Genomic DNA, 19,863 nt, shown 5'->3' with positions numbered 1-19,863 from the left:
AGATGACGCTATGGTTCGTGTTCGCGCTGATGACGGTCGCGGCGATTTTCGCCGTGCTCTGGCCGCTTGGTCGCACCAGCCGCGCGCAAGATCAGGGCAGCGAGGTCGCGGTCTACAAGGACCAGCTGGCCGAGATCGAGCGTGATCTGGCCGCAGGGTTGATCTTGGCGCCCGAAGCCGAGGCTGCGCGCGTCGAGATCAGCCGCAGGCTGCTTGCGGCGGCGGCCAGCGAGCCGGCAACGGCGCCGATGTCGAACCTCAAATGGCGCCGCGCGGCGGCCGTGCTGGCGCTTGCCGGCCTGCCGCTCGTTGCGATCGGCGTCTACATGCCGCTCGGCTCCCCCCGGCTGCAGGACTTCCCCCTCGCGCAGCGGGAGCGAGGGTCCGGCATGGCGCAGTCGCTCGAGAACCTCGTCGTGCAGGTCGAGCAGCATCTGGAAAAGAATCCGACGGACGGTCGCGGCTGGAACGTGCTCGCGCCGGTTCTGGAGCGGCTCGGCCGCTTCGACGACGCGGTGCGCGCCTATCGCAACTCGCTCACCTACAATGGCGAGAGCGCGGAGCGCCGGTCCGATCTCGGCGAAGCGATATCGGCCGCCGCCGGCGGCGTGGTGACCGCGGAGGCCAAGGCCGAATTCGAGCGCGCACGCGGCTTGAACGCCGACGACCCCAAGGCGAATTATTTCCTGGGTCTTGCCGCCGAGCAGGATGGGCGCAAGGAGGATGCGGCCAATATCTGGCGCGCGCTGCTTACGAAAGCGCCTGCGGACGCACCGTGGCGTGCCCTGGTGCAGTCCTCGCTGGCGCGAGTCGGTGGGGGCGGCACGATGCCCGCGCTGTCCGACGAGACGGTTGCTGCCTCCAAGGACATGGCCGAAGTCGATCGCAATGCCATGGTGCGCGGCATGGTCGATCGTCTGGCGACGCGGCTGAAGCAGAACGGCGACGATGTCGAAGGCTGGCTGCGTCTGGTGCGCGCCTATCTGGTGATGGGCGAGCGGGACAAGGCAATGGGGGCGTCAGTCGATGCCCGGCAGGCGGTTGCCAGCAACGCCGAGCGGCTGCGCCAGCTCAACGAAGGCCTGAGGACTCTCGGGATCGGCGGATGACGATTTCGGGACGAGAGATGCGGAGAACGGATACGCCATGACGCGCAAGCAGCGACGTATGACCATCATCGGCGGATCGCTCGCCGTGCTCGCGCTCGCGGCCGCGCTGGTGCTCAACGCCCTGCGCGACTCCATCGTGTTCTTCTCGACCCCGACCATGGTCGCCGAGAAGCATGTCGAGGCCGGCAAGCGGTTTCGCCTTGGCGGCCTGGTGCAGCCCGGCTCGCTCCGGCGCGGCGACAATCTCGCAGTGACGTTCGAGGTCGCCGACGGCAACGCCAAGCTGCCGGTCGCCTACAAGGGCATTCTGCCCGACCTGTTCCGCGAAGGGCAGGGCGTCGTCGCCGAAGGCGCGCTCGACGCCAACGGCGTGTTCAAGGCCGATACCGTGCTTGCCAAGCACGATGAGACCTACATGCCCAAGGACGTCGCCGATGCCCTGAAGAAGCAGGGGCACTGGAAGGACGATTACGGCGCCCAAGGCTCTGGTACCCAAGCCTCTGGTACCCAAGCCTCCGGTGCCAGGCCCGCGGCGACCGCGCAGGGCAATCCGCAGGGAGCGGTGCGGTGATCGCAGAGTCCGGACATTACGCGCTGGTGCTGGCACTCGCTCTGGCCCTGATCCAGTCCATCGTGCCGCTGATCGGCGCGCGCCTCGGCGACGCCGCCCTGATGAACGTGGCGCGCTCGACCGCGCTGGCGCAGCTGCTGTTCGTCGGCGCCTCGTTCACGGCGCTGGTGATGCTGCACGTGTATTCGGATTTCTCGGTCGCCAACGTTTACGAGAATTCCCACTCCATGAAGCCGCTGCTCTACAAGATCACCGGCGTGTGGGGAAACCATGAAGGCTCGATGCTGCTGTGGGTGTCGATCCTCGCGCTGTTCGGCGGATTGGTCGCAGGCTTCGGCAACAATCTGCCGCTGTCGCTGCGTGCGCACGTGCTGGCCGTACAGGCCTGGGTCGCCAGCGCCTTCTATCTGTTCATCCTGATGACGTCGAACCCGTTCCTGCGCATCGCCAGCCCGCCGATCGAGGGACGCGACCTCAATCCGGTGCTTCAGGACATCGGCCTCGCCGTGCATCCGCCGATGCTCTATCTCGGCTATGTCGGCTTCTCGATCTCGTTCTCATTCGCCATTGCGGCGCTGATGGAGGGCCGGATCGATGCGGCCTGGGCGCGCTGGGTGCGGCCCTGGACGCTGGTCGCCTGGATCTTCCTGACCCTCGGCATCGCCATGGGCTCGTACTGGGCCTATTACGAGCTCGGCTGGGGCGGCTGGTGGTTCTGGGATCCGGTCGAGAACGCTTCGCTAATGCCCTGGCTCGCCGGCACCGCGCTCTTGCATTCGGCGCTGGTGATGGAGAAGCGCAACGCGCTGAAGGTCTGGACCATCCTGCTTTCGATCCTGACCTTCTCGCTGTCGCTGCTCGGCACCTTCCTGGTGCGCTCGGGCGTCATCACCTCGGTGCACGCCTTCGCGACCGATCCGACCCGCGGCGTGTTCATCCTGCTGATCCTCTGCCTGTTCATCGGCGGCAGCCTGTCGCTGTTCGCGGGCCGCGCCACCTCGCTGAAGCAGGGCGGCCTGTTCGCGCCAATCTCGCGCGAGGGCGCGCTGGTGCTGAACAATCTGCTGCTCACCGTCGCCTGCGCCGTCGTGCTGTTCGGCACGCTCTATCCGCTGGCGATGGAGATGCTCGCCGATTTCAAGATGTCGGTCGGCGCGCCCTTCTACAATCTCACCTTCGCGCCGCTGTTCGCGCTGCTGCTGCTCGCGGTGCCATTCGGGCCGATGCTGGCGTGGAAACGCGGCGACCTGCTCGGCGTGATGCAGCGCCTGCTCGCGGCCGGCGTTGCCGGGCTGGTCGTGGTCGCCATCGTCTGGGCCTGGGTGCGGGGCGGCAGCGCGTTGGCGCCGCTCGCGATCGGGCTCGGCGTCTTCGTCATTGCCGGCGCCGTCACCGACCTCGTCGAACGGACCGGCCTGGTGCGCCTGCCGTTCGCAACGGTGCTGCACCGGGCGCGCGGCCTGCCGCGCTCGGCCTGGGGCACCGCATTCGCGCATGCCGGCCTCGGCGTCGCGCTGATCGGGATCGTCTGCGAGACCACCTGGAACAGCGAATACATCGCGACCATGAAGCCGAACGACGTCGCCCACGTCGCCGGCTACGACCTGAAGCTCGACGGGCTGTTTCAACGCCAGGGCCCGAATTACCGCGAGATGATCGCCGAGTTCAAGATCAGCCGCGATGGCGAGGTGGTCACGGTGATGACGCCGTCCAAGCGCAGCTTCACCACGCGCGGCTCCTCGACCACCGAGGCGGCGCTGCTGACGCGCGGCGCGAGCCAGCTCTACGTCTCGCTCGGCGATGCCACCGCCGAAGGCGCCATCGCCGTGCGCATCTATCACAAGCCGCTGGTCCTCTTGATCTGGTGGGGGCCGGTGCTGATGGCGTTCGGCGGCGTGCTCTCGCTCTCCGACCGCCGCCTGCGGGTCGGCGCGCCGAAGCCGGCACGGGCCAAGCAGCGCCTGCAGCCCGCGGAATGATCCGATGCGCTGGATGATGGCCGCGTTCATCGCGCTGCTGCTGGCTTTGCCGGCGGCCCACGCGGTGCAGCCCGACGAGATCATGTCGGACCCGGTGAAGGAATCGCGCGCGCGCGAATTGTCGCGCGAGCTTCGCTGCATGGTCTGCCAGAACCAGTCGATCGACGATTCCGATGCGCCGCTGGCACGCGACCTGCGCCTGCTGGTGCGCGAGCGCATCGCGGCCGGCGACAGCAATTCGCAGGTGCTCGACTTCCTGGTGGCGCGCTACGGCGAGTTCGTGCTGCTCAAGCCGCGCTTCGAGCGGCAGACCCTGCTGCTGTGGCTGCTCGGGCCGGTGCTGCTGCTTGGCGGCGGCCTGGCGTTGTGGCTGCAAATCCGCCGTCGCGCGCGAAGCGGTGTGGACGTACCGGCCCCGCCGCTCACGCCCGACGAACAGGCGCGGCTCGCGGCCTTGATGTCGGACGAACCAAGTCGTCCTGAAACCAAGTCGTCCTGAAGCCGTCGAGCTACGTGGTGCCACGTAGGCCGCGGCAGCGGCTGCGTGGTTCATGCTAAATTGACCTTTGTCTGGAAGCTTGTCGCGAGATCTGATCCCAGCTCCTGAGTCCCCCGATGTTCGCGAACAGCAATCTGACGATCCGCTTCCTGGTCGGCGCCGTCGTCGCTGCTTTATTGTTCCTGCTTGGCATCGGCGGCGGCACCGGCTTCATCGCGGTGCTCTATCTCAACAACGAGATCACCAGCCTGTCCTCGGACTTCGCCGCACTGAGCGGCCCGGCGCGCGACCATGCCATGCAGATCTACCAGCAGGCGCAGACCGCGTTCTCCTATTTCCTGGTCGCCTGCGGCGTGATCGCCGTCGTCGCTTTCGCGATCTGCTTCACCACCTGGTTCGCCGTGCGCAACGGCATCCTCAATCCCCTGGCGGCCATCGTCCATGCCATGCGCGAGGTTGCCGATCAGAAATTCGACACCTCCGTTCCGGGGCTCGGCCGCAGCAACGAGATCGGCCTGCTTGCCGGTGCGCTGGAGGTGTTCAAGACCAACGGCATCGAGCGGCGCCGCCTCTCCGAGCAGCAACTGCATGAAGCGCAGCATCAGGCCGAGCGGTCGAAATTCCTCGATAACAGGATCAAGCGCTTCAACGATCTCGTCGCCAGCGTGGTCGCCAGCGTGGCGTCATCGGCCGTGCATCTGAAGACCAACGCGGAGACGCTGTCGCGGACCGCCAACGACACCAGCACCAAGGCCAATGCGGTGGCGAGCGCTGCGGGTCAGGCCAGCGCCAGCGTGCAGACGGTCGCAGGCTCTGCCGAGGAGATGACGAATTCGATCGGCACGATCAGCCGCCGCGTCACGGACGCGACCCAGCGCGCCGAAGGCGCCGCAAGCCAGGCCGAGAAGAGCCGCGATACCATTCACACGCTGTCGGATGCCGCCGAAAAGATCGGCGAGGTCGTCCAGCTCGTGCAGGCGATCGCATCGCAGACCAATCTCCTGGCGCTCAACGCCACCATCGAGGCGGCACGGGCCGGCGAAGCGGGCAAGGGATTTGCGGTGGTCGCCTCGGAAGTGAAGAACCTGGCGCATCAGACCAGCAAGGCGACGGAGGAGATCACCTCCCATGTCGCCAGCATTCAGGGCATCACCGCGGAGACCCGCGGCGCGATCGACGGCATTTCCAAGACGCTGTCGGAGATCTCGTCCATCATGTCGGGCATCGAGATCGACACCGCCCAGCAGCGCAACGCCACGCAGGAGATCACGCGCAGCGCCCAGGACGCCGCGCGCGGAACCCTCGACGTCTCCAACCATATCGTCCAGATCACCTCCACCTCCGCCGAAACCGGCCGCATGGCGGCCGAGGCCAGGGATTCGGCGGTCGATCTGTCGCAGCAGGCCGAGACCTTGAAGCGCGAAGTCGACGAGTTCATCGTCAGTGTCAGGGCGAGCTGAGGGGGAGAAATCGCGCCCGCCGCCTAGTCAGCGGAACTCGATTAAGTTCCTGGAAGACCACGATTTTCGGCCTGTGCTAAACTGCCGCATCCGCACCATCGCTTCATTACAAAAGTTTAACCCCGCCGCCAGCGCGCGGTAAGGCGGGAGTCCCCATCTTCAGGTCCGCAAGGTGCCGACATCCGGCACCAAAAGGAATTCAGGGCCCTGGAGATTTCTGCATGAACGATCGTATCGACCTCTCGAACCTCCCGTCCTACCGGCAGCCGCGCCGGTCGGTGTTTTCCGCGCGCAAGTTCGCGCTGATGGCCTCGGTCGTCGCCGGTCTCGGCGCGGCCGTCTATGGCTTCAGCCCGTCGACGTCGCCGGCCGACCTGTTTTCCAGCCCGGCGCATGCGCAGGTCAACAACGAGGTCCGCAAGGTCGAGCGTCCCATCGGCTTTGCCGACATCGTCGAGCGCGTGAAGCCCTCGGTGATCTCGGTCAAGGTCAACATCAAGGAGAAGACCGCCAGCAACGATGACGGGGACGATTCGTCCTCGCCGTTCCAGCCGGGCTCGCCGATGGAGCGTTTCTTCCGCCGCTTCGGCGGTCCGGATGGCATCCCAGGCCTGAAGGGCGGCGGTCGTGGCCGCGTCGTGCAGGGCCAGGGTTCCGGCTTCTTCATCTCGGCTGACGGCTACGCCGTGACCAACAACCACGTGGTCGACGGCGCCGACAAGGTCGAGGTCACCACCGACGATGGCAAGACCTACACCGCCAAGGTGATCGGCACCGACCAGCGCACCGACCTCGCGCTGATCAAGGTCGAGGGCAGCACCAACTTTCCGTTCGCCAAGCTTGCGGATAGCAAGCCGCGGATCGGCGACTGGGTGCTCGCGGTCGGCAATCCCTTCGGTCTCGGCGGCACCGTGACCGCGGGCATCGTCTCCGCCAGCGGCCGCGACATCGGCAACGGTCCGTATGACGATTTCATCCAGATCGACGCGCCCGTGAACAAGGGCAATTCCGGCGGTCCTGCGTTCGACACCAACGGCGAGGTGATGGGCGTCAACACCGCGATCTACTCGCCCTCCGGCGGCAGCGTCGGCATCGCGTTCTCGATTCCGGCCAACACGGTCAAGAGCGTGGTCGCGCAGCTCAAGGACAAGGGCTCGGTCAGCCGCGGCTGGATCGGCGTGCAGATCCAGCCCGTCACGTCCGACATCGCCGACAGCCTCGGCATGAAGAAGGCCGAAGGCGCGCTGGTGGCGGAGCCGCAGGCGAACGGTCCGGCGGCCAAGGCCGGCATCGAGTCCGGCGACGTGATCACGGCGGTCAACGGCGAACCCGTCAAGGATGCCCGCGAGCTCGCCCGTACCATCGGCGGCATGGCGCCCGGCGCGTCCGTGAAGCTCAACGTGCTGCACAAGGGCCAGGACAAGGTCATCAACCTCACCCTCGGCCAGCTGCCGAACACGGTCGAGGCCAAGGCCGACACCGACAATGACAGCGGCAAGGGCGCCAGCAAGGGCACCGACGTGCCGAAGCTCGGCATGACCGTTGCGCCCGCCAATTCCGTGGCCGGCGCCGGCAAGGAAGGCGTCGTGGTCACCGAGGTCGATCCGAAGAGCGCCGCGGCCGAACGCGGCTTCAAGGAAGGCGACGTGATCCTCGAGGTCGGCGGCAAGAGCGTGGCGACCGCCGGCGAAGTCCGCGACGCCATCAACGCGGCGCGGACCGACAACAAGAACAGCGTCCTGATGCGCGTGAAGAGCGGCGGCCAGTCGCGCTTCGTCGCGGTGCCCCTCGCCAAGGGCTGAGGCCTTCAGGAGGCCCACGAGATGAAGGGTGTCGCCGGCATCAGTCGCCCCCGCCGTCGGCGCCCTTCGGGGAAGCAGCGCAAAGCTGGCTTCCCTCGTCTACCTTCCGGTGGAATTACGCCCCCCTCCGTCGGAAGGCCTAGGGCGGTGAGGTCCCCCCAGCTTCACCGCCCGCCTTTTTCCCGCTTCGAGCTTCTCCCGCTCGGCTTGCATGCGATTGCCGCCCGCGCCATGTTTAGAGAAGGTTGACCTCCTTGATCGCCGCCGAACGCACGATGCGCCTCCTCATCATCGAAGACGACCGCGAATCCGCCGACTACCTGGCCAAGGCGTTTCGCGAGGTCGGACACATCGCCGACCACGCCGCCGACGGCGAGGAAGGCCTCGCCATGGCCGAGAACGGCGAGTACGACGTGCTGGTGGTCGACCGCATGCTGCCCAAGCGCGACGGCCTGTCCCTGATCGGCGCCTTGCGCGACAAGGGCAACACCACGCCGGTGCTGATTCTCTCCGCGCTCGGGCAGGTCGATGACCGCATCAAGGGCCTGCGCGCCGGCGGCGACGATTATCTGCCAAAACCCTATTCCTTCGCCGAGCTCTTGGCCCGCGTCGAAGTGCTGTCGCGCCGCCGCGGCGGTCCCGCCGAAGAGACGCTCTATCGTGTCGGTGATCTCGAACTCGATCGGCTCTCGCATCGCGTCGCCCGGGGCAAGGACGAGCTGACGCTGCAACCGCGCGAATTCCGTCTGCTCGAATATTTGATGAAGCACGCCGGCCAGGTGGTGACGCGCACCATGCTGCTGGAGAACGTCTGGGACTATCATTTCGATCCGCAGACCAACGTCATCGACGTGCACATCTCGCGGCTGCGCTCCAAGATCGACAAGGGCTTCGAGCGGCCGCTGCTGCACACGATCCGCGGCGCGGGATATATGATCCGTGACGGCATTCGGTAAACTCTTCCGCACCACGGCGTTCCGGCTGACGCTGGTCTATCTGCTGCTGTTCGCGATGTTCGCGGCTTCGCTGCTGGCCTATTTCGCCTGGAACACGCGGCGGCTGATCACCGAGGAGATCACGCAGACGGTCAATGCCGAGACCTCGGAGATCAACGAGATCTACGGCCGCGGCGGCATGGTTCGCTTGGTGCGCACGATCGAGTACCGCGCACTGCGGCCGGGCGCCAACCTCTACCTCGTGACCACGCCGACGGGCCAGGCGATTGCCGGCAATGTCGGCTCGCTGGCGCCGGGGGTATTGGCGACGCGCGGCTGGTCGGAGACAGCCTACCGGCGGATCGAGGACAGTGATGACCGCGATCATCGCGCACTGGTTCGCGTCACCGAATTGGAGAACGGCTTCCGGCTTCTGATCGGCCGCGACCTTGCCGAGCGGCGGCGCCTGTTCGGCATCGTCGCCAAGGCGGCGCAGTTTTCGGTGCTGATCGTCGTCGTGCTCGGCCTCGGCGGCGGCATTTTCGTTGCCCGGCGGGTGCTGAGGCGCATCGATGCGATGACCGGAACGGCGCAGCGCATCATGACGGGCGATCTCAGCGAGCGCCTGCCCGTGGGGCGCAGCGGCGACGAGATCGACCGCCTCGCCGAGAACCTCAACGCCATGCTGGAGCGGATCGAGGCGCTGATGGCGGGGCTGAAGGAGGTTTCCGACAACATCGCCCACGACCTCAAGACGCCGCTGACGCGGCTGCGCAACCGCGCCGAGGAGGCGCTGGCGAAATCGGGCTGCGAGGCGGATTATCGCGCCGCGCTGGAGCGGACCATCGAGGAGTCCGACGGGCTGATCCGGACCTTCAACGCGCTTCTGATGATCGCGCGGGCGGAATCCGGACAAGCGCGGGGCAACATGGACGACTTCGACGCCGCGGAGGTCGCGGAGGGCATCCACGAGCTCTACGAGCCGCTCGCCGAGGACGACGGCATGACCTTGAAGGTCAGGTGCGAGCCGACACCGGTTCATGCCAATCGCGAGCTGATCAGCCAGGCGCTCGCCAATCTCGTCGAGAACGCGATCAAATACGGCAAGCCCGCGGCACAGGCCGCGGGAACCGTGGTCAGCATGGACGCAAGGCAAATCACGATCGAGGCGAGGCGCGATGGCGACCACGTGCTGCTCAGCGTCACCGATCGTGGTCCGGGGATCCCCGAAGCGGATCGCAAGCACGTCATCGAGCGATTCGTGCGGCTGGAGGCCAGCCGCACGCTGCCGGGCTCGGGCCTCGGCCTCAGCCTCGCCTCGGCGGTTGCGACGTTGCACGGCGGCGAATTGCGCTTGGGCGATGCCCATCCCGGCCTCGTCGCCACGCTCGTGCTGCCGGCGCGCGCGGGTGCCGGCGACAGGGTTGCTCCGCCAATACCGGATGTGCCACAGAAGGTGGCATGAACCACTCCGCGCCGGGAAACGCGGACAAGCATGGTGAGAGGCTGGCCGCACGCTTCGCGGAGGCTCCCCATATTGCCGCTTCCGCAATCGACGAACGCCGTTTCGAAAGCTGGCTGGCTGAGCTCGAGCCGGCACAATCGGCCCGTCTCGAAACGCACCTGGGCCATCCCTTCGCCCGCGACATCCTCGCCGGGATCGCGGAATTTTCACCCTATCTGTTCGATCTCGTGCGCGCCGATGCCTTGCGCCTGATCCGGCTGCTCGACTGCGATCCGGATGTGCATCTGGCGGCGCTGGTCGCGGTGGCGCGCAGCGCGGTGCTCGCGGCCTCGGATGAGGCCGAGGTGATGCGGCTGCTCCGCCGCATGAAGGCGGAAGCTGCGCTCCTGATCGCGCTGTGCGACATCGGCGGTGTCTGGCCGGTGATGCGGGTGACGGCGGCACTGACCGATGTCGCGGTGTCCTCGGTGCAGGCGGCGCTGCAATATCTGCTGCGGCAGGAAGCCGCACGCGGCAAGCTCTTACCGCCCAATCCCGAAGCACCCGAAGAGGGCTGCGGCCTGATCGTGCTCGCGATGGGCAAGATGGGCGCGGGCGAGCTGAACTATTCCAGCGACATCGATCTGATCGTGTTCTTCGATCCCGATGCGACGACCCTCGCGCCCGACATCGAGCCGCAGCCGTTCTTCGTCCGCGTGACGCAAGGCATGGCGCGCATCCTGCAGCAGCGCACCTATGACGGTTACGTCTTCCGCGTCGATCTGCGGCTGCGGCCCGACCCGTCCTCGACGCAGGTGGCGATCTCGCGGGATGCCGCGCTGAACTATTACGAGCGGGAAGGGCGCACCTGGGAGCGCGCCGCGATGATCAAGGCGCGGGCCTGTGCCGGCGATCCCAGGGCGGGCGAGGCATTGCTCGCCGAGATCGCCCCGTTCGTCTGGCGCAAGCATCTCGATTTCGCAGCACTTGCCGACGTGCACGACATGAAGCGGCAGATGCAGACCTATCGCGGCCAGAGCGAGGTCGCGGTGGAGGGCCACAACGTCAAGGTCGGGCGCGGCGGCATTCGTGAGATCGAGTTCTTCGCGCAGACCCAGCAATTGATCGCCGGCGGCCGCCATCCGGACTTGCGGGTGCGGCCGACGCTGAAGGCGCTCGACGTGCTCGCCTCCAGCAACTGGATCACTGCGGCGGCGCGCGACGAGCTGACGATCGCCTACGAATTCCTGCGCCGGGTCGAGCATCGCCTGCAGATGATCGCCGACGAGCAGACCCACACGCTGCCCGAGGACAAGCAGGCGGTCGAGCGCTTCGCATGGTTCTTCGGCTATCAGAATCGCGAGGCCTTTGCGCGCGACCTCTTGCACCAGCTCCAGATCGTCCAGGGCCACTACGAAAAACTGTTCGAGGGCGACGACCCCACCGGCACGGCCAAGCTGCCGGCGCTCGACTACGGTGCGGGCCCCGACGATCCGCGCCTGCTGCAGCACCTGGCGACGCTCGGCTTCAAGAAGCCGGCCGCGGTCGCGCAGACGGTGCGCGACTGGATCACCGGCGACTATCGCGTCTTCCGCGTTGAGGCGACGCGAAGCGCCTTCGTCGAGTTCGTGCCCGCCCTGATCGACGGCCTTGCCCATGCCGAAGAGCCGGATCGCGCCGTCGTTTCGTTCGATCATTTCCTCGGAGCACTGCAGCGGGGTGGCCGGCTGATCACGCTGCTCGGCCAGAACCGCGATCTCGTCGCGCTGGTGGCGCTGGTGCTGGGAGCAGCGCCCCGGCTCGGCGACATGCTGGCGCGTCAGCCTCAGCTCATGGACGGCCTGATCGATCCGCGCTTCTTCGGGGCCATGCCCGACAGGCAGGAATTGTCCGGGCGGCTCGCGACCACGGTGCAGGACGCCGGTTCATACGAGGAGTTCCTCGATCGTCTGCGCCTGTTCGGGCAGGAGAGCCTGTTCCTGATCGGCACGCGCATCCTCTCCGGCACCGTCTCGGCGCAGCAGGCGAGCACGGCCTTCGCCGACGTCGCGGAGGGAATCGTCCACACCGTGCACGGCCTCGTTGCCGACCGCTTTGCCGCCCAGCACGGCCGCATCAAGGGCCAGGAGACCGCGATCATCGCGATGGGCCGGCTCGGCAGCCGCGAGATGACGGCCTCGTCCGATCTCGACCTGATCCTGCTCTATGATTTCGACAGCGACAATCCTGACTCCGATGGGACGAAATCGCTGCAGGGTGCGCATTATTTTGCGCGGCTGACCCAGCGCCTGATCAGCGCTTTCACGACACGCACCAATTACGGCGTGCTCTACGAGATCGACATGCGGCTGCGGCCCTCGGGACGCGCGGGCCCGGTGGCCTCGAGCCTCACCTCGTTCGCGGACTACCAGGCCAACGAGGCCTGGACCTGGGAGCACATGGCGCTGACGCGTGCGCGGGTGGTGTCGGCGTCGCCCGAATTCCGGGAACGGATCGAGCGCGTCATCCGCGATGTCCTGACTCGCCGCCGCGACCCCGCCATCACCGCCAACGACGTCGCCGACATGCGGCGCGCGATCGCGCAGGAGAAGGGCGAGGCCGATTGCTGGGATCTCAAGCACGCCGCCGGCGGCATGGTCGATATCGATTTCATCGCGCAATACCTCCAGCTCGTGCATGCGCACGACAAGCCCGAGATCCTCGACGTCAGCACCGTGCAGGTGCTGGAGAATGCCTGCAGGATCGGCGTGCTCGCGCAATCGGAGACGGAGATCCTGCGGGCCGCGGCGCGGCTCTATCACGACCTCACCCAGATCCTGCGGCTCTGCGTCAGCGAGCGCTTCAAGCCGGAAACCGCCGGCACCGACCTGCAGCGCGTCATGGCGCGCGCCGGCGACGCGCCGGATTTCTCCTCGCTCGAGGCGCGGGTGAAGGAGACGCAGAGCGAGGTGCGGCGCGTGTTCAGGGCGCTGCTGGAAGGGTCATAGCCTGTTTCAGCGCCGTAATGGCCTCGCGCACGTTGGGCTCCAGGCCGGCACCGCCGGCATCGAGATGGGCGAAGATCGCGCGCTTCATGCGGGGATCCCAGAACTTCCTGATGTGCTCGGCAATACCAGGCACGTCCTTGTCATGGCCCTGGCTGCCGAAGAACTTGCCGATCTGGTTGGCCATGTAGATCAGGCGGTCAGGCGACATCGGCAACCTCCGTGGCATGGCGCGCGACGATCCGGTTGCCATGCGAAAACACTTCGAACCCGTCCTGGCGGGCGATGGCGATCAGCGTGATGCCGGCGGCCTCCGCCGTGCGCACAGCGAGCGCGGTCGGCGCGGATACGGCGACCATCACCGGCGCGCCGATCGCGGCGGTCTTCTGCACCATTTCCACCGAGACGCGGCTCGTCAGCAGAACCATGCCGCCGCGCGGCTCCGTGCGGCTGCGGGCGAGGGCGCCGGCGAGCTTGTCGAGCGCGTTGTGGCGGCCGACATCCTCGCGCAGCGCGACGATGCTGCCTGTGGGGGACCAGAACGCAGCGGCGTGAACGGCGCGCGTCTGCAGATTGATCGATTGCAGCGGCGCGATGGCCTGCATCGCCGCCATGACCTGCTCGGGCGTGAAGGTCTGCCCGTTCGGGACGATCGCCGCGGGCCGCACCGCTTCGGCGATGGACTCGACGCCGCAAATGCCGCAGCCGGTGGGACCTGCGATGTGGCGGCGGCGCTGGTTGATGTGCGCGGCATCTTCCGACGCGAGCCACATGCGCAGCTCGATGCCGTCGTCGAGGCGGACCATTTCGAGTGACTTGATGTCGTCGACCGACTTGACGATGCCTTCGCTCACGCTGAAGCCGATCGCAAAATCCTCCAGGTTCTGCGGCGTCCCCATCATGACGGCATAGGTGCCGCCATTATAGGTGAGCGCCAGCGGCGTCTCCTCGGGAACGAAACGCGTTCCTTCGGAGGCTGCGCCGTTGCGCCAGATGTCGCGATCGATGGCCTGGACTGCTACGTGCATGCGCCTTACTCCGCGGCTTCGGCCGGCACGATGCGGCGGGATTGGCGCGCCTGTGCATCATAGGCCTTCTGCCAGTCGGACGGGCCGTTCGAGGGCGAGACTTGCACCGCCGTGACCTTGTACTCGGGGCAGTTGGTCGCCCAGTCCGAATAATCGGTTGTGATGACGTTGGCCTGCGTGTCCGGATGGTGAAAGGTGGTGTAGACGACGCCCGGCGCGACGCGGTCGGTAATTTCCGCGCGCAGCGTGGTCTCGCCGGCGCGGCTCTTCAGCCGCACCCAGTCGCCGTCGCGCACGCCGCGCTGCTCGGCATCGTGCGGGTGGATTTCGAGGCGGTCCTCGGCGTGCCAGACCACGTTCTCGGTGCGCCTTGTCTGCGCGCCGACATTGTACTGGCTGAGGATGCGGCCCGTGGTGAGCAACAGGGGATAACGCGGGCCGGTGCGCTCGTCGGTCGCGACATATTCGGTGACGACGAACTTGCCCTTGCCGCGGACGAAGCCGTCGATATGCATCACCGGCGTGCCCTCGGGCGCCTTGTCGTTGCAGGGCCATTGCACCGAGCCGAGCTCGTCGAGCCTGGCATAGGAGACGCCGGCGAAGGTCGGCGTCAACGCCGCGATCTCGTCCATGATCTCGGAAGGGTGGCTGTAGTTCATCTCGAAGCCCATCGCCTTGGCAAGGCCGATGGTGACCTCCCAATCGGCCAGGCCGTTCTTCGGCGTCATCACCTTGCGGACGCGCTGGATGCGGCGCTCGGCGTTGGTGAAGGTGCCGTCCTTCTCGAGGAAGCTCGAGCCGGGCAGGAAGACGTGGGCGTAGTTCGCGGTCTCGTTCAGGAAGAGGTCGTGGACGATGACGCATTCCATCGCCGACAGCGCCGCGACCACGTGGCTGGTGTTGGGATCGGACTGCAGGATGTCCTCGCCCTGAACGTAGATCCCCATGAAGGTGCCTTCGACCGCGGCATCGAACATGTTGGGGATGCGCAGGCCCGGCTCGGGGTTGAGCTTGACGTTCCACAGCGCCTCGAACTGGTCGCGCACGGCATCGCCCGAGACGTGGCGATAGCCGGGCAACTCGTGCGGGAACGAGCCCATATCGCAGGAGCCCTGCACGTTGTTCTGGCCGCGCAGCGGGTTCACGCCGACGCCAGGACGGCCGATATTGCCTGTCGCCATCGCAAGGTTCGCGATCGCGATCACCGTGGTCGAGCCCTGGCTGTGCTCGGTGACGCCGAGGCCGTAATAGATCGCACCGTTGCCGCCGGTGGCGTAGATGCGGGCAGCTTCGCGCAGGTCTTTCGGATTGACGCCGGTGAGGATGGCGGTGGCTTCGGGGCTGTTGTTCGGCTGGGCGACGAAGGTGGCCCATTCCTCGAACTCGCTCCAGTCGCAGCGCTCGCGCACGAAGGCTTCGTTGACGAGCCCTTCGGTGACGATGACATGCGCCAGCGCGGTCATGACTGCGACGTTGGTGCCGGGCATCAGGGGCAGGTGCAGCGCCTTCACATGCGGCGATTCCACCATCTCGGTGCGGCGCGGATCGATCACGATCAGCTTGGCGCCCTGGCGCAGCCGCTTCTTCAGGCGCGAGGCGAACACCGGATGGGCCGAGGCCGGGTTGGCGCCGATGACGACAACGACATCGGTGTCCTCGACCGAGTCGAAATCCTGCGTGCCGGCGGAGGTGCCGAAGGTGGTGGCGAGCCCATAGCCGGTCGGCGAGTGGCAGACGCGGGCGCAGGTATCGACATTGTTGTTGCCGAAGCCGGCGCGGATCAGCTTCTGCACCAGATAGGTCTCTTCGTTGGTGCAGCGCGAGGAGGTGATGCCGCCGATGGCGTCGCGGCCGTATGTCTTCTGGATGCCGCGCATCCTGGCGGCGGCAAACGAGAACGCCGCGTCCCAGGACACTTCGCGCCAGGGATCCTCGATCCGCTCGCGGATCATGGGCTTGAGGATGCGCTCCTTGTGGTTGGTGTAACCCCAGGCGAAACGGCCCTTGACGCAGGAATGCCCGCGATTGGCCTTGCCGTCCTTGTAGGGCACCATGCGCACCACTTCCTCGCCGCGCATCTCCGCCTTGAAGGCACAGCCGACGCCGCAATAGGCGCAGGTGGTGACGACGGAGTGCTCGGGCTGGCCGATCTCGATCACCGACTTCTCGGTCAGCGTCGCAGTCGGGCAGGCCTGCACGCAGGCGCCGCAGGAGACACATTCGGAGCCCAGAAAACTTTCGCTCATGCCGGGCGAGACGCGGCTGTCGAAGCCGCGGCCGGAGATGGTCAGCGCGAAGGTGCCTTGCACCTCCTCGCAGGCGCGGACGCAGCGCGAGCAGACGATGCACTTGGAGGGATCATAGGTGAAGTACGGGTTGGACTCGTCCTTCGGCATCCAGTGGTCGTTGTCGCAGCCGTGGGACTTGCCAGCTGTCTTGGCGAAGACGTGGTTCTCGCCCTCATAGCCGTAGCGCACGTCGCGCAGGCCGACGGCGCCGGCCATGTCCTGCAATTCGCAATCGCCGTTGGCGCCGCAGGTGAGGCAGTCGAGTGGATGGTCGGAGATGTAGAGCTCCATCACGCCCTTGCGCAGCTTCTTGAGCCGCTCGGTCTGGGTGTGCACGATGAGGCCGTTCATCACAGGCGTGGTGCAGGAGGCCGGCGTGCCGGCGCGGCCCTCGATCTCGACGAGGCAGAGCCGGCAGGAGCCGAACGCGTCGACCATGTCGGTTGCGCAGAGCTTCGGGATCTGGTGGCCGGCGTCCATCGCGGCGCGCATGATCGAGGTGCCCTCAGCCACCGTGACCTCTCTGCCGTCGATGGTCAGCGTCACCATCGTCGTGGATTTGGAGCGCGGCGTGCCGTAGTCGATTTCTTCGATCAGAGACATCGTCGTTCTCCTATTCCGCGGCCTGCAGCGTGGTCGGGATGGGTGCGAAATCCTCCCGGAAGTGCTTCAATGCGCTGAGCACGGGGTAGGGCGTGAAGCCGCCGAGCGCACAGAGCGAGCCGAATTTCATGGTGTTGCAGAGGTCCTCGACCAGCGCGATGTTTTCCTGGGCGCGCTCGCCTCTCATGATCTTCTCGATGGTCTCGACGCCGCGGGTCGAGCCGATCCGGCACGGCGTGCACTTGCCGCAGGATTCGACGGCGCAGAACTCCATGGCGAAGCGCGCCTGCCTGCGCATGTCGACGCTGTCGTCGAACACGACGATGCCGCCATGGCCGATCAGGCCGTCGCGTGCGGCGAAGGCCTCGTAGTCGAAGGGGGTGTCGAACAAAGCGCGCGGGAAATAGGCGCCCAGCGGACCGCCGACCTGCACCGCGCGGACCGGGCGGCCGGTGAAGGTGCCGCCGCCGATGTCATCGACGAGCTCGCCGAGCGTCACACCGAATGCCGTCTCGAACAGGCCGCCGTAGCGGATGTTGCCGGCGAGCTGGATCGGCATCGTCCCGCGCGAGCGACCCATGCCGAAATCGGCATAGGCCCTGGCGCCCTCGGAGAGGATGAAGGGGATCGCGGCAAACGACAGCACGTTGTTGATGACGGTCGGCTTGCCGAACAGGCCGTGATGCGCCGGCAGCGGCGGTTTTGCACGCACGATGCCGCGACGGCCTTCGAGGCTCTCCAGCAGCGATGTCTCCTCGCCGCAGACGTAAGCGCCGGCGCCGACGCGGACTTCGAGATCGAAGGTTTGCTTCGAGCCGCCGATCTTGTCGCCGAGATAGCCGCCGCGCCTGGCAGCCACGATCGCGGCATTCATCGCCTCGACGGCGTGCGGATATTCGCTGCGGATGTAGATATAGCCCTTGGTCGCGCCGACAGTGAGGCCGGCGATGGTCATGCCCTCGATCACCAGGAAGGGATCGCCTTCCATGATCATGCGGTCGGCGAAAGTGCCGCTGTCGCCTTCGTCGGCGTTGCAGACGATGAACTTGCGGTCGGCCTTGGCCTGCGCGACGGTCTTCCACTTGATGCCGGTCGGAAAGCCCGCGCCGCCGCGACCGCGCAGGCCCGATGCGGTGACTTCGGTGAGGACCGCATCCGAGCCAAGCGACAGAGCCCGCGCGAGGCCCTTGTAGCCGCCATGGGCGCTGTAATCGTCGAGCGAGCGCGGATCGATCACGCCGCAACGGGCGAAGGTGAGGCGGGTCTGGCGCTTCAGCCAGGGGATCTCGTCGGTGGCCCCTAGCCGCAACAGATGCGGCGTGTTGCGGGCGAGCGCGTCGAGCAGCGAGGGCACGTCGGGCGCGGTGACGGGGCCGAAGGCGATGCGTCCCTGCGGCGTTGCGACCTCGACCAGCGGCTCCAGCCAGTACATTCCGCGCGAGCCGGTCCTGACGATCTCGACGGCAACGCCATGCTTGGCGGCGGCCTGCTCCAGCGCCAGGGCGACCTCGTCGGCACCGACGGCGACGGCGCCGGCGTCACGTGAGACGTAGACACGCATGCTCATCGCTGCGCCTCCGCAACCAGTGCATCGAGGCGCTTCTGGTCGAGCCGGCCGATCAGGCGGCCGTCGAGCATCGCGGACGGCGCGGTCGCGCAGAGGCCAAGGCAGTAGATCGGTTCCAGCGTGACGCGATCGTCGGCCGTGGTGTTGCCGAGCGACACGCCAAGCTTCGCCTCGGCCCGCGCAGCCAGCGCATCGCCGCCGGCAGCCTGGCAGGCCTCGGCGCGGCACAGCTTCAGAACGTGACGGCCGGCCGGTTTGTGTCGGAAGTCATGATAGAAGGTGAACACGCCATGCACCTCGGCGCGCGACAGGTTGAGCGCTTGCGCCACCATGGGAATCGCCGCCTCCGGCACATAGCCGAACGCCTCCTGAAGCGCGTGCAGGATGACGAGCGTCGCGCCCTCCTGGCCGGCATGTTCGGCGATGATCTCGGCGCCGCGCGTCTCGTTCCAAGGCTCAAAAACCGCTGTCATTCTTCGTTCTCAACCAGAGCGTTTCCTTCGCCGCAAACTAGTTGGAATCATTCGCAGATCAATAAAGCTGTCCCGTGCTGCGATTGCGGATTCCGATCGATTTGCAACCGCGATTGATTGATACGGATTGGTAATGAAAGTTGGATCGGCTGCCGGTTTTTACGTGTTGGTGCAGGCCCGGCGTGCTAACTTGCATGCCACGATGGAATTCGAGGGGACGACCGGTTGATTGACAAGCTTGAGCTATTGCTGGCGTTGGCCAAGGAGCGACATTTCGGACGCGCGGCCGAAGCCTGCGGCGTAACGCAACCGACGATGTCGACCGGGCTCAAGCAGCTCGAGGAAATTCTCGGCGTGATGCTGGTCCAGCGCGGCTCGCGCTTTCAGGGATTTACCCCTGAAGGCGAGCGGGCGCTCGACTGGGCGCGGCGGATCGTCGGCGATGCCCGCGCGATGCGCGACGAGATCAACGGGCTGAAGCATCAGCTCTCCGGCGAGATCCGCATCGCGGCGATCCCGACCGTGCTCGGCATGGTCGCCGCGCTGACGACGCCGTTCCGCGCCAAGCATCCCGAGGTGCGCTTCCGCATCCAGTCCACCACCTCGTCCGAGGTGCTCGGGCTGCTCGAAAATCTCGAGGTCGATGCGGGACTGACCTATATCGAGAACGAGCCGATCGGCAAGGTGCGCACCATTCCGCTCTACAACGAGAGCTACCGCCTGCTCACCGCGCCGGACGCGATGTTCGGCGACCGCGAGACGGTGACCTGGACCGAGGTCGGGCAGGTGCCGCTGTGCCTCTTGACGCCCGACATGCAGAACCGCCGCATCATCGACCGCGCGCTGCGATCGGTCGGTGCGGAGGCGACACCGACGCTGACGTCGAACTCGCTGCTGGTGCTGTTCACGCACGTCAAGACGGGACGCTGGGCGAGCGTGATGCCGGCGAAGCTCGCCGAGACGCTCGGTCTGTCCGACACCGTGCGGTCGATTCCGATCGTCGATCCCGAGGTCAATTACAGCATCGGCATGGTGGTCCCGCAGCGCGATCCCATGACGCCGCTGATCGCAGCGCTGGTCAACGTCGCGCGGGAAGTGGCGCCGACGCTGCAATTGTAGGA

At 66.7% G+C, this 19,863-nt stretch carries 15 protein-coding genes; 10 read left to right on the top strand and 5 right to left on the bottom strand.

Translation table 11 applies throughout. From position 1 onward, the window contains the following. Positions 1–2: 2 nt before the first annotated feature. From ccmI to ACNJYD_RS25775, 9 genes are all read left to right on the top strand, one after another. Entirely contained in the window at positions 3–1,109 is a 1,107-nt protein-coding gene (gene ccmI / locus ACNJYD_RS25815) for a c-type cytochrome biogenesis protein CcmI (protein ID WP_439363707.1), read from the top strand. A 37-nt stretch (positions 1,110–1,146) separates the two neighbouring features. Continuing rightward, complete coding sequence (ccmE, locus tag ACNJYD_RS25810) at positions 1,147–1,680, top strand: cytochrome c maturation protein CcmE (protein ID WP_172784244.1); 534 nt, start codon at positions 1,147–1,149, stop codon at positions 1,678–1,680. Continuing rightward, positions 1,677–3,659 carry a heme lyase CcmF/NrfE family subunit gene (locus tag ACNJYD_RS25805; protein ID WP_212256915.1) on the top strand — a complete coding sequence of 661 codons (1,983 nt, stop codon included), beginning with the start codon at positions 1,677–1,679 and terminating at the stop codon, positions 3,657–3,659. The genes ccmE and ACNJYD_RS25805 overlap by 4 nt, the downstream gene beginning before the upstream one ends. Positions 3,660–3,663: 4 nt before the next feature. Further along, complete coding sequence (locus ACNJYD_RS25800; RefSeq protein ID WP_212256914.1) at positions 3,664–4,158, top strand: cytochrome c-type biogenesis protein; 495 nt, start codon at positions 3,664–3,666, stop codon at positions 4,156–4,158. Between the two features lie 116 nt (positions 4,159–4,274). Then, the gene (locus tag ACNJYD_RS25795) at positions 4,275–5,618 is read left to right on the top strand and encodes a methyl-accepting chemotaxis protein (protein ID WP_212256913.1); all 1,344 of its coding nucleotides are present in this window, start codon (positions 4,275–4,277) and stop codon (positions 5,616–5,618) included. A gap of 221 nt (positions 5,619–5,839) precedes the next feature. Then, on the top strand, positions 5,840–7,420 hold the full coding sequence (locus tag ACNJYD_RS25790) for a Do family serine endopeptidase (RefSeq protein WP_212256912.1): 1,581 nt from the start codon (positions 5,840–5,842) through the stop codon (positions 7,418–7,420). A 275-nt stretch (positions 7,421–7,695) separates the two neighbouring features. Further along, complete coding sequence (locus ACNJYD_RS25785; RefSeq protein ID WP_036035209.1) at positions 7,696–8,376, top strand: response regulator transcription factor; 681 nt, start codon at positions 7,696–7,698, stop codon at positions 8,374–8,376. Then, positions 8,360–9,820, top strand: a complete 1,461-nt coding sequence (locus tag ACNJYD_RS25780; protein WP_212256911.1) for a sensor histidine kinase — start codon at positions 8,360–8,362, stop codon at positions 9,818–9,820. The genes ACNJYD_RS25785 and ACNJYD_RS25780 overlap by 17 nt, the downstream gene beginning before the upstream one ends. After that, complete coding sequence (locus tag ACNJYD_RS25775) at positions 9,817–12,786, top strand: bifunctional [glutamine synthetase] adenylyltransferase/[glutamine synthetase]-adenylyl-L-tyrosine phosphorylase (RefSeq protein WP_439363706.1); 2,970 nt, start codon at positions 9,817–9,819, stop codon at positions 12,784–12,786. Before ACNJYD_RS25780 ends, ACNJYD_RS25775 begins: the two co-directional genes overlap by 4 nt. Here the strand turns inward: ACNJYD_RS25775 and ACNJYD_RS25770 are convergent. The 5 genes from ACNJYD_RS25770 to ACNJYD_RS25750 are packed head-to-tail and all read right to left on the bottom strand — an operon-like array spanning position 12,761 to position 18,742. Continuing rightward, on the bottom strand, positions 12,761–12,994 hold the full coding sequence (locus tag ACNJYD_RS25770; protein ID WP_172784251.1) for a formate dehydrogenase subunit delta: 234 nt from the start codon (positions 12,992–12,994) through the stop codon (positions 12,761–12,763). The genes ACNJYD_RS25775 and ACNJYD_RS25770 overlap by 26 nt on opposite strands. Beyond that, positions 12,984–13,811, bottom strand: a complete 828-nt coding sequence (fdhD, locus tag ACNJYD_RS25765) for a formate dehydrogenase accessory sulfurtransferase FdhD (RefSeq protein WP_212256909.1) — start codon at positions 13,809–13,811, stop codon at positions 12,984–12,986. Before fdhD ends, ACNJYD_RS25770 begins: the two co-directional genes overlap by 11 nt. Before the next feature lie 5 nt (positions 13,812–13,816). Then, the gene (gene fdhF, locus ACNJYD_RS25760; RefSeq protein ID WP_212256908.1) at positions 13,817–16,702 is read right to left on the bottom strand and encodes a formate dehydrogenase subunit alpha; all 2,886 of its coding nucleotides are present in this window, start codon (positions 16,700–16,702) and stop codon (positions 13,817–13,819) included. Positions 16,703–16,712: 10 nt separating this feature from the next. After that, on the bottom strand, positions 16,713–18,269 hold the full coding sequence (locus ACNJYD_RS25755) for a formate dehydrogenase beta subunit (RefSeq protein ID WP_439363705.1): 1,557 nt from the start codon (positions 18,267–18,269) through the stop codon (positions 16,713–16,715). Next, positions 18,266–18,742, bottom strand: coding sequence for a formate dehydrogenase subunit gamma (locus ACNJYD_RS25750; RefSeq protein ID WP_212256906.1), 477 nt, complete (start codon positions 18,740–18,742; stop codon positions 18,266–18,268). The genes ACNJYD_RS25755 and ACNJYD_RS25750 overlap by 4 nt, the downstream gene beginning before the upstream one ends. A gap of 225 nt (positions 18,743–18,967) precedes the next feature. Between ACNJYD_RS25750 and ACNJYD_RS25745 the strand changes: the two genes are divergently transcribed. Then, on the top strand, positions 18,968–19,861 hold the full coding sequence (locus tag ACNJYD_RS25745) for a LysR family transcriptional regulator (RefSeq protein ID WP_172784256.1): 894 nt from the start codon (positions 18,968–18,970) through the stop codon (positions 19,859–19,861). Positions 19,862–19,863: the final 2 nt, after the last annotated feature.

Source organism: Bradyrhizobium sp. SPXBL-02, from assembly GCF_051853065.1.
Lineage (GTDB): Bacteria > Pseudomonadota > Alphaproteobacteria > Rhizobiales > Xanthobacteraceae > Bradyrhizobium.
The sequence above is the reverse complement of the archived record's forward strand: the minus strand, read 5'-3'. Positions and strand labels throughout refer to the sequence as shown.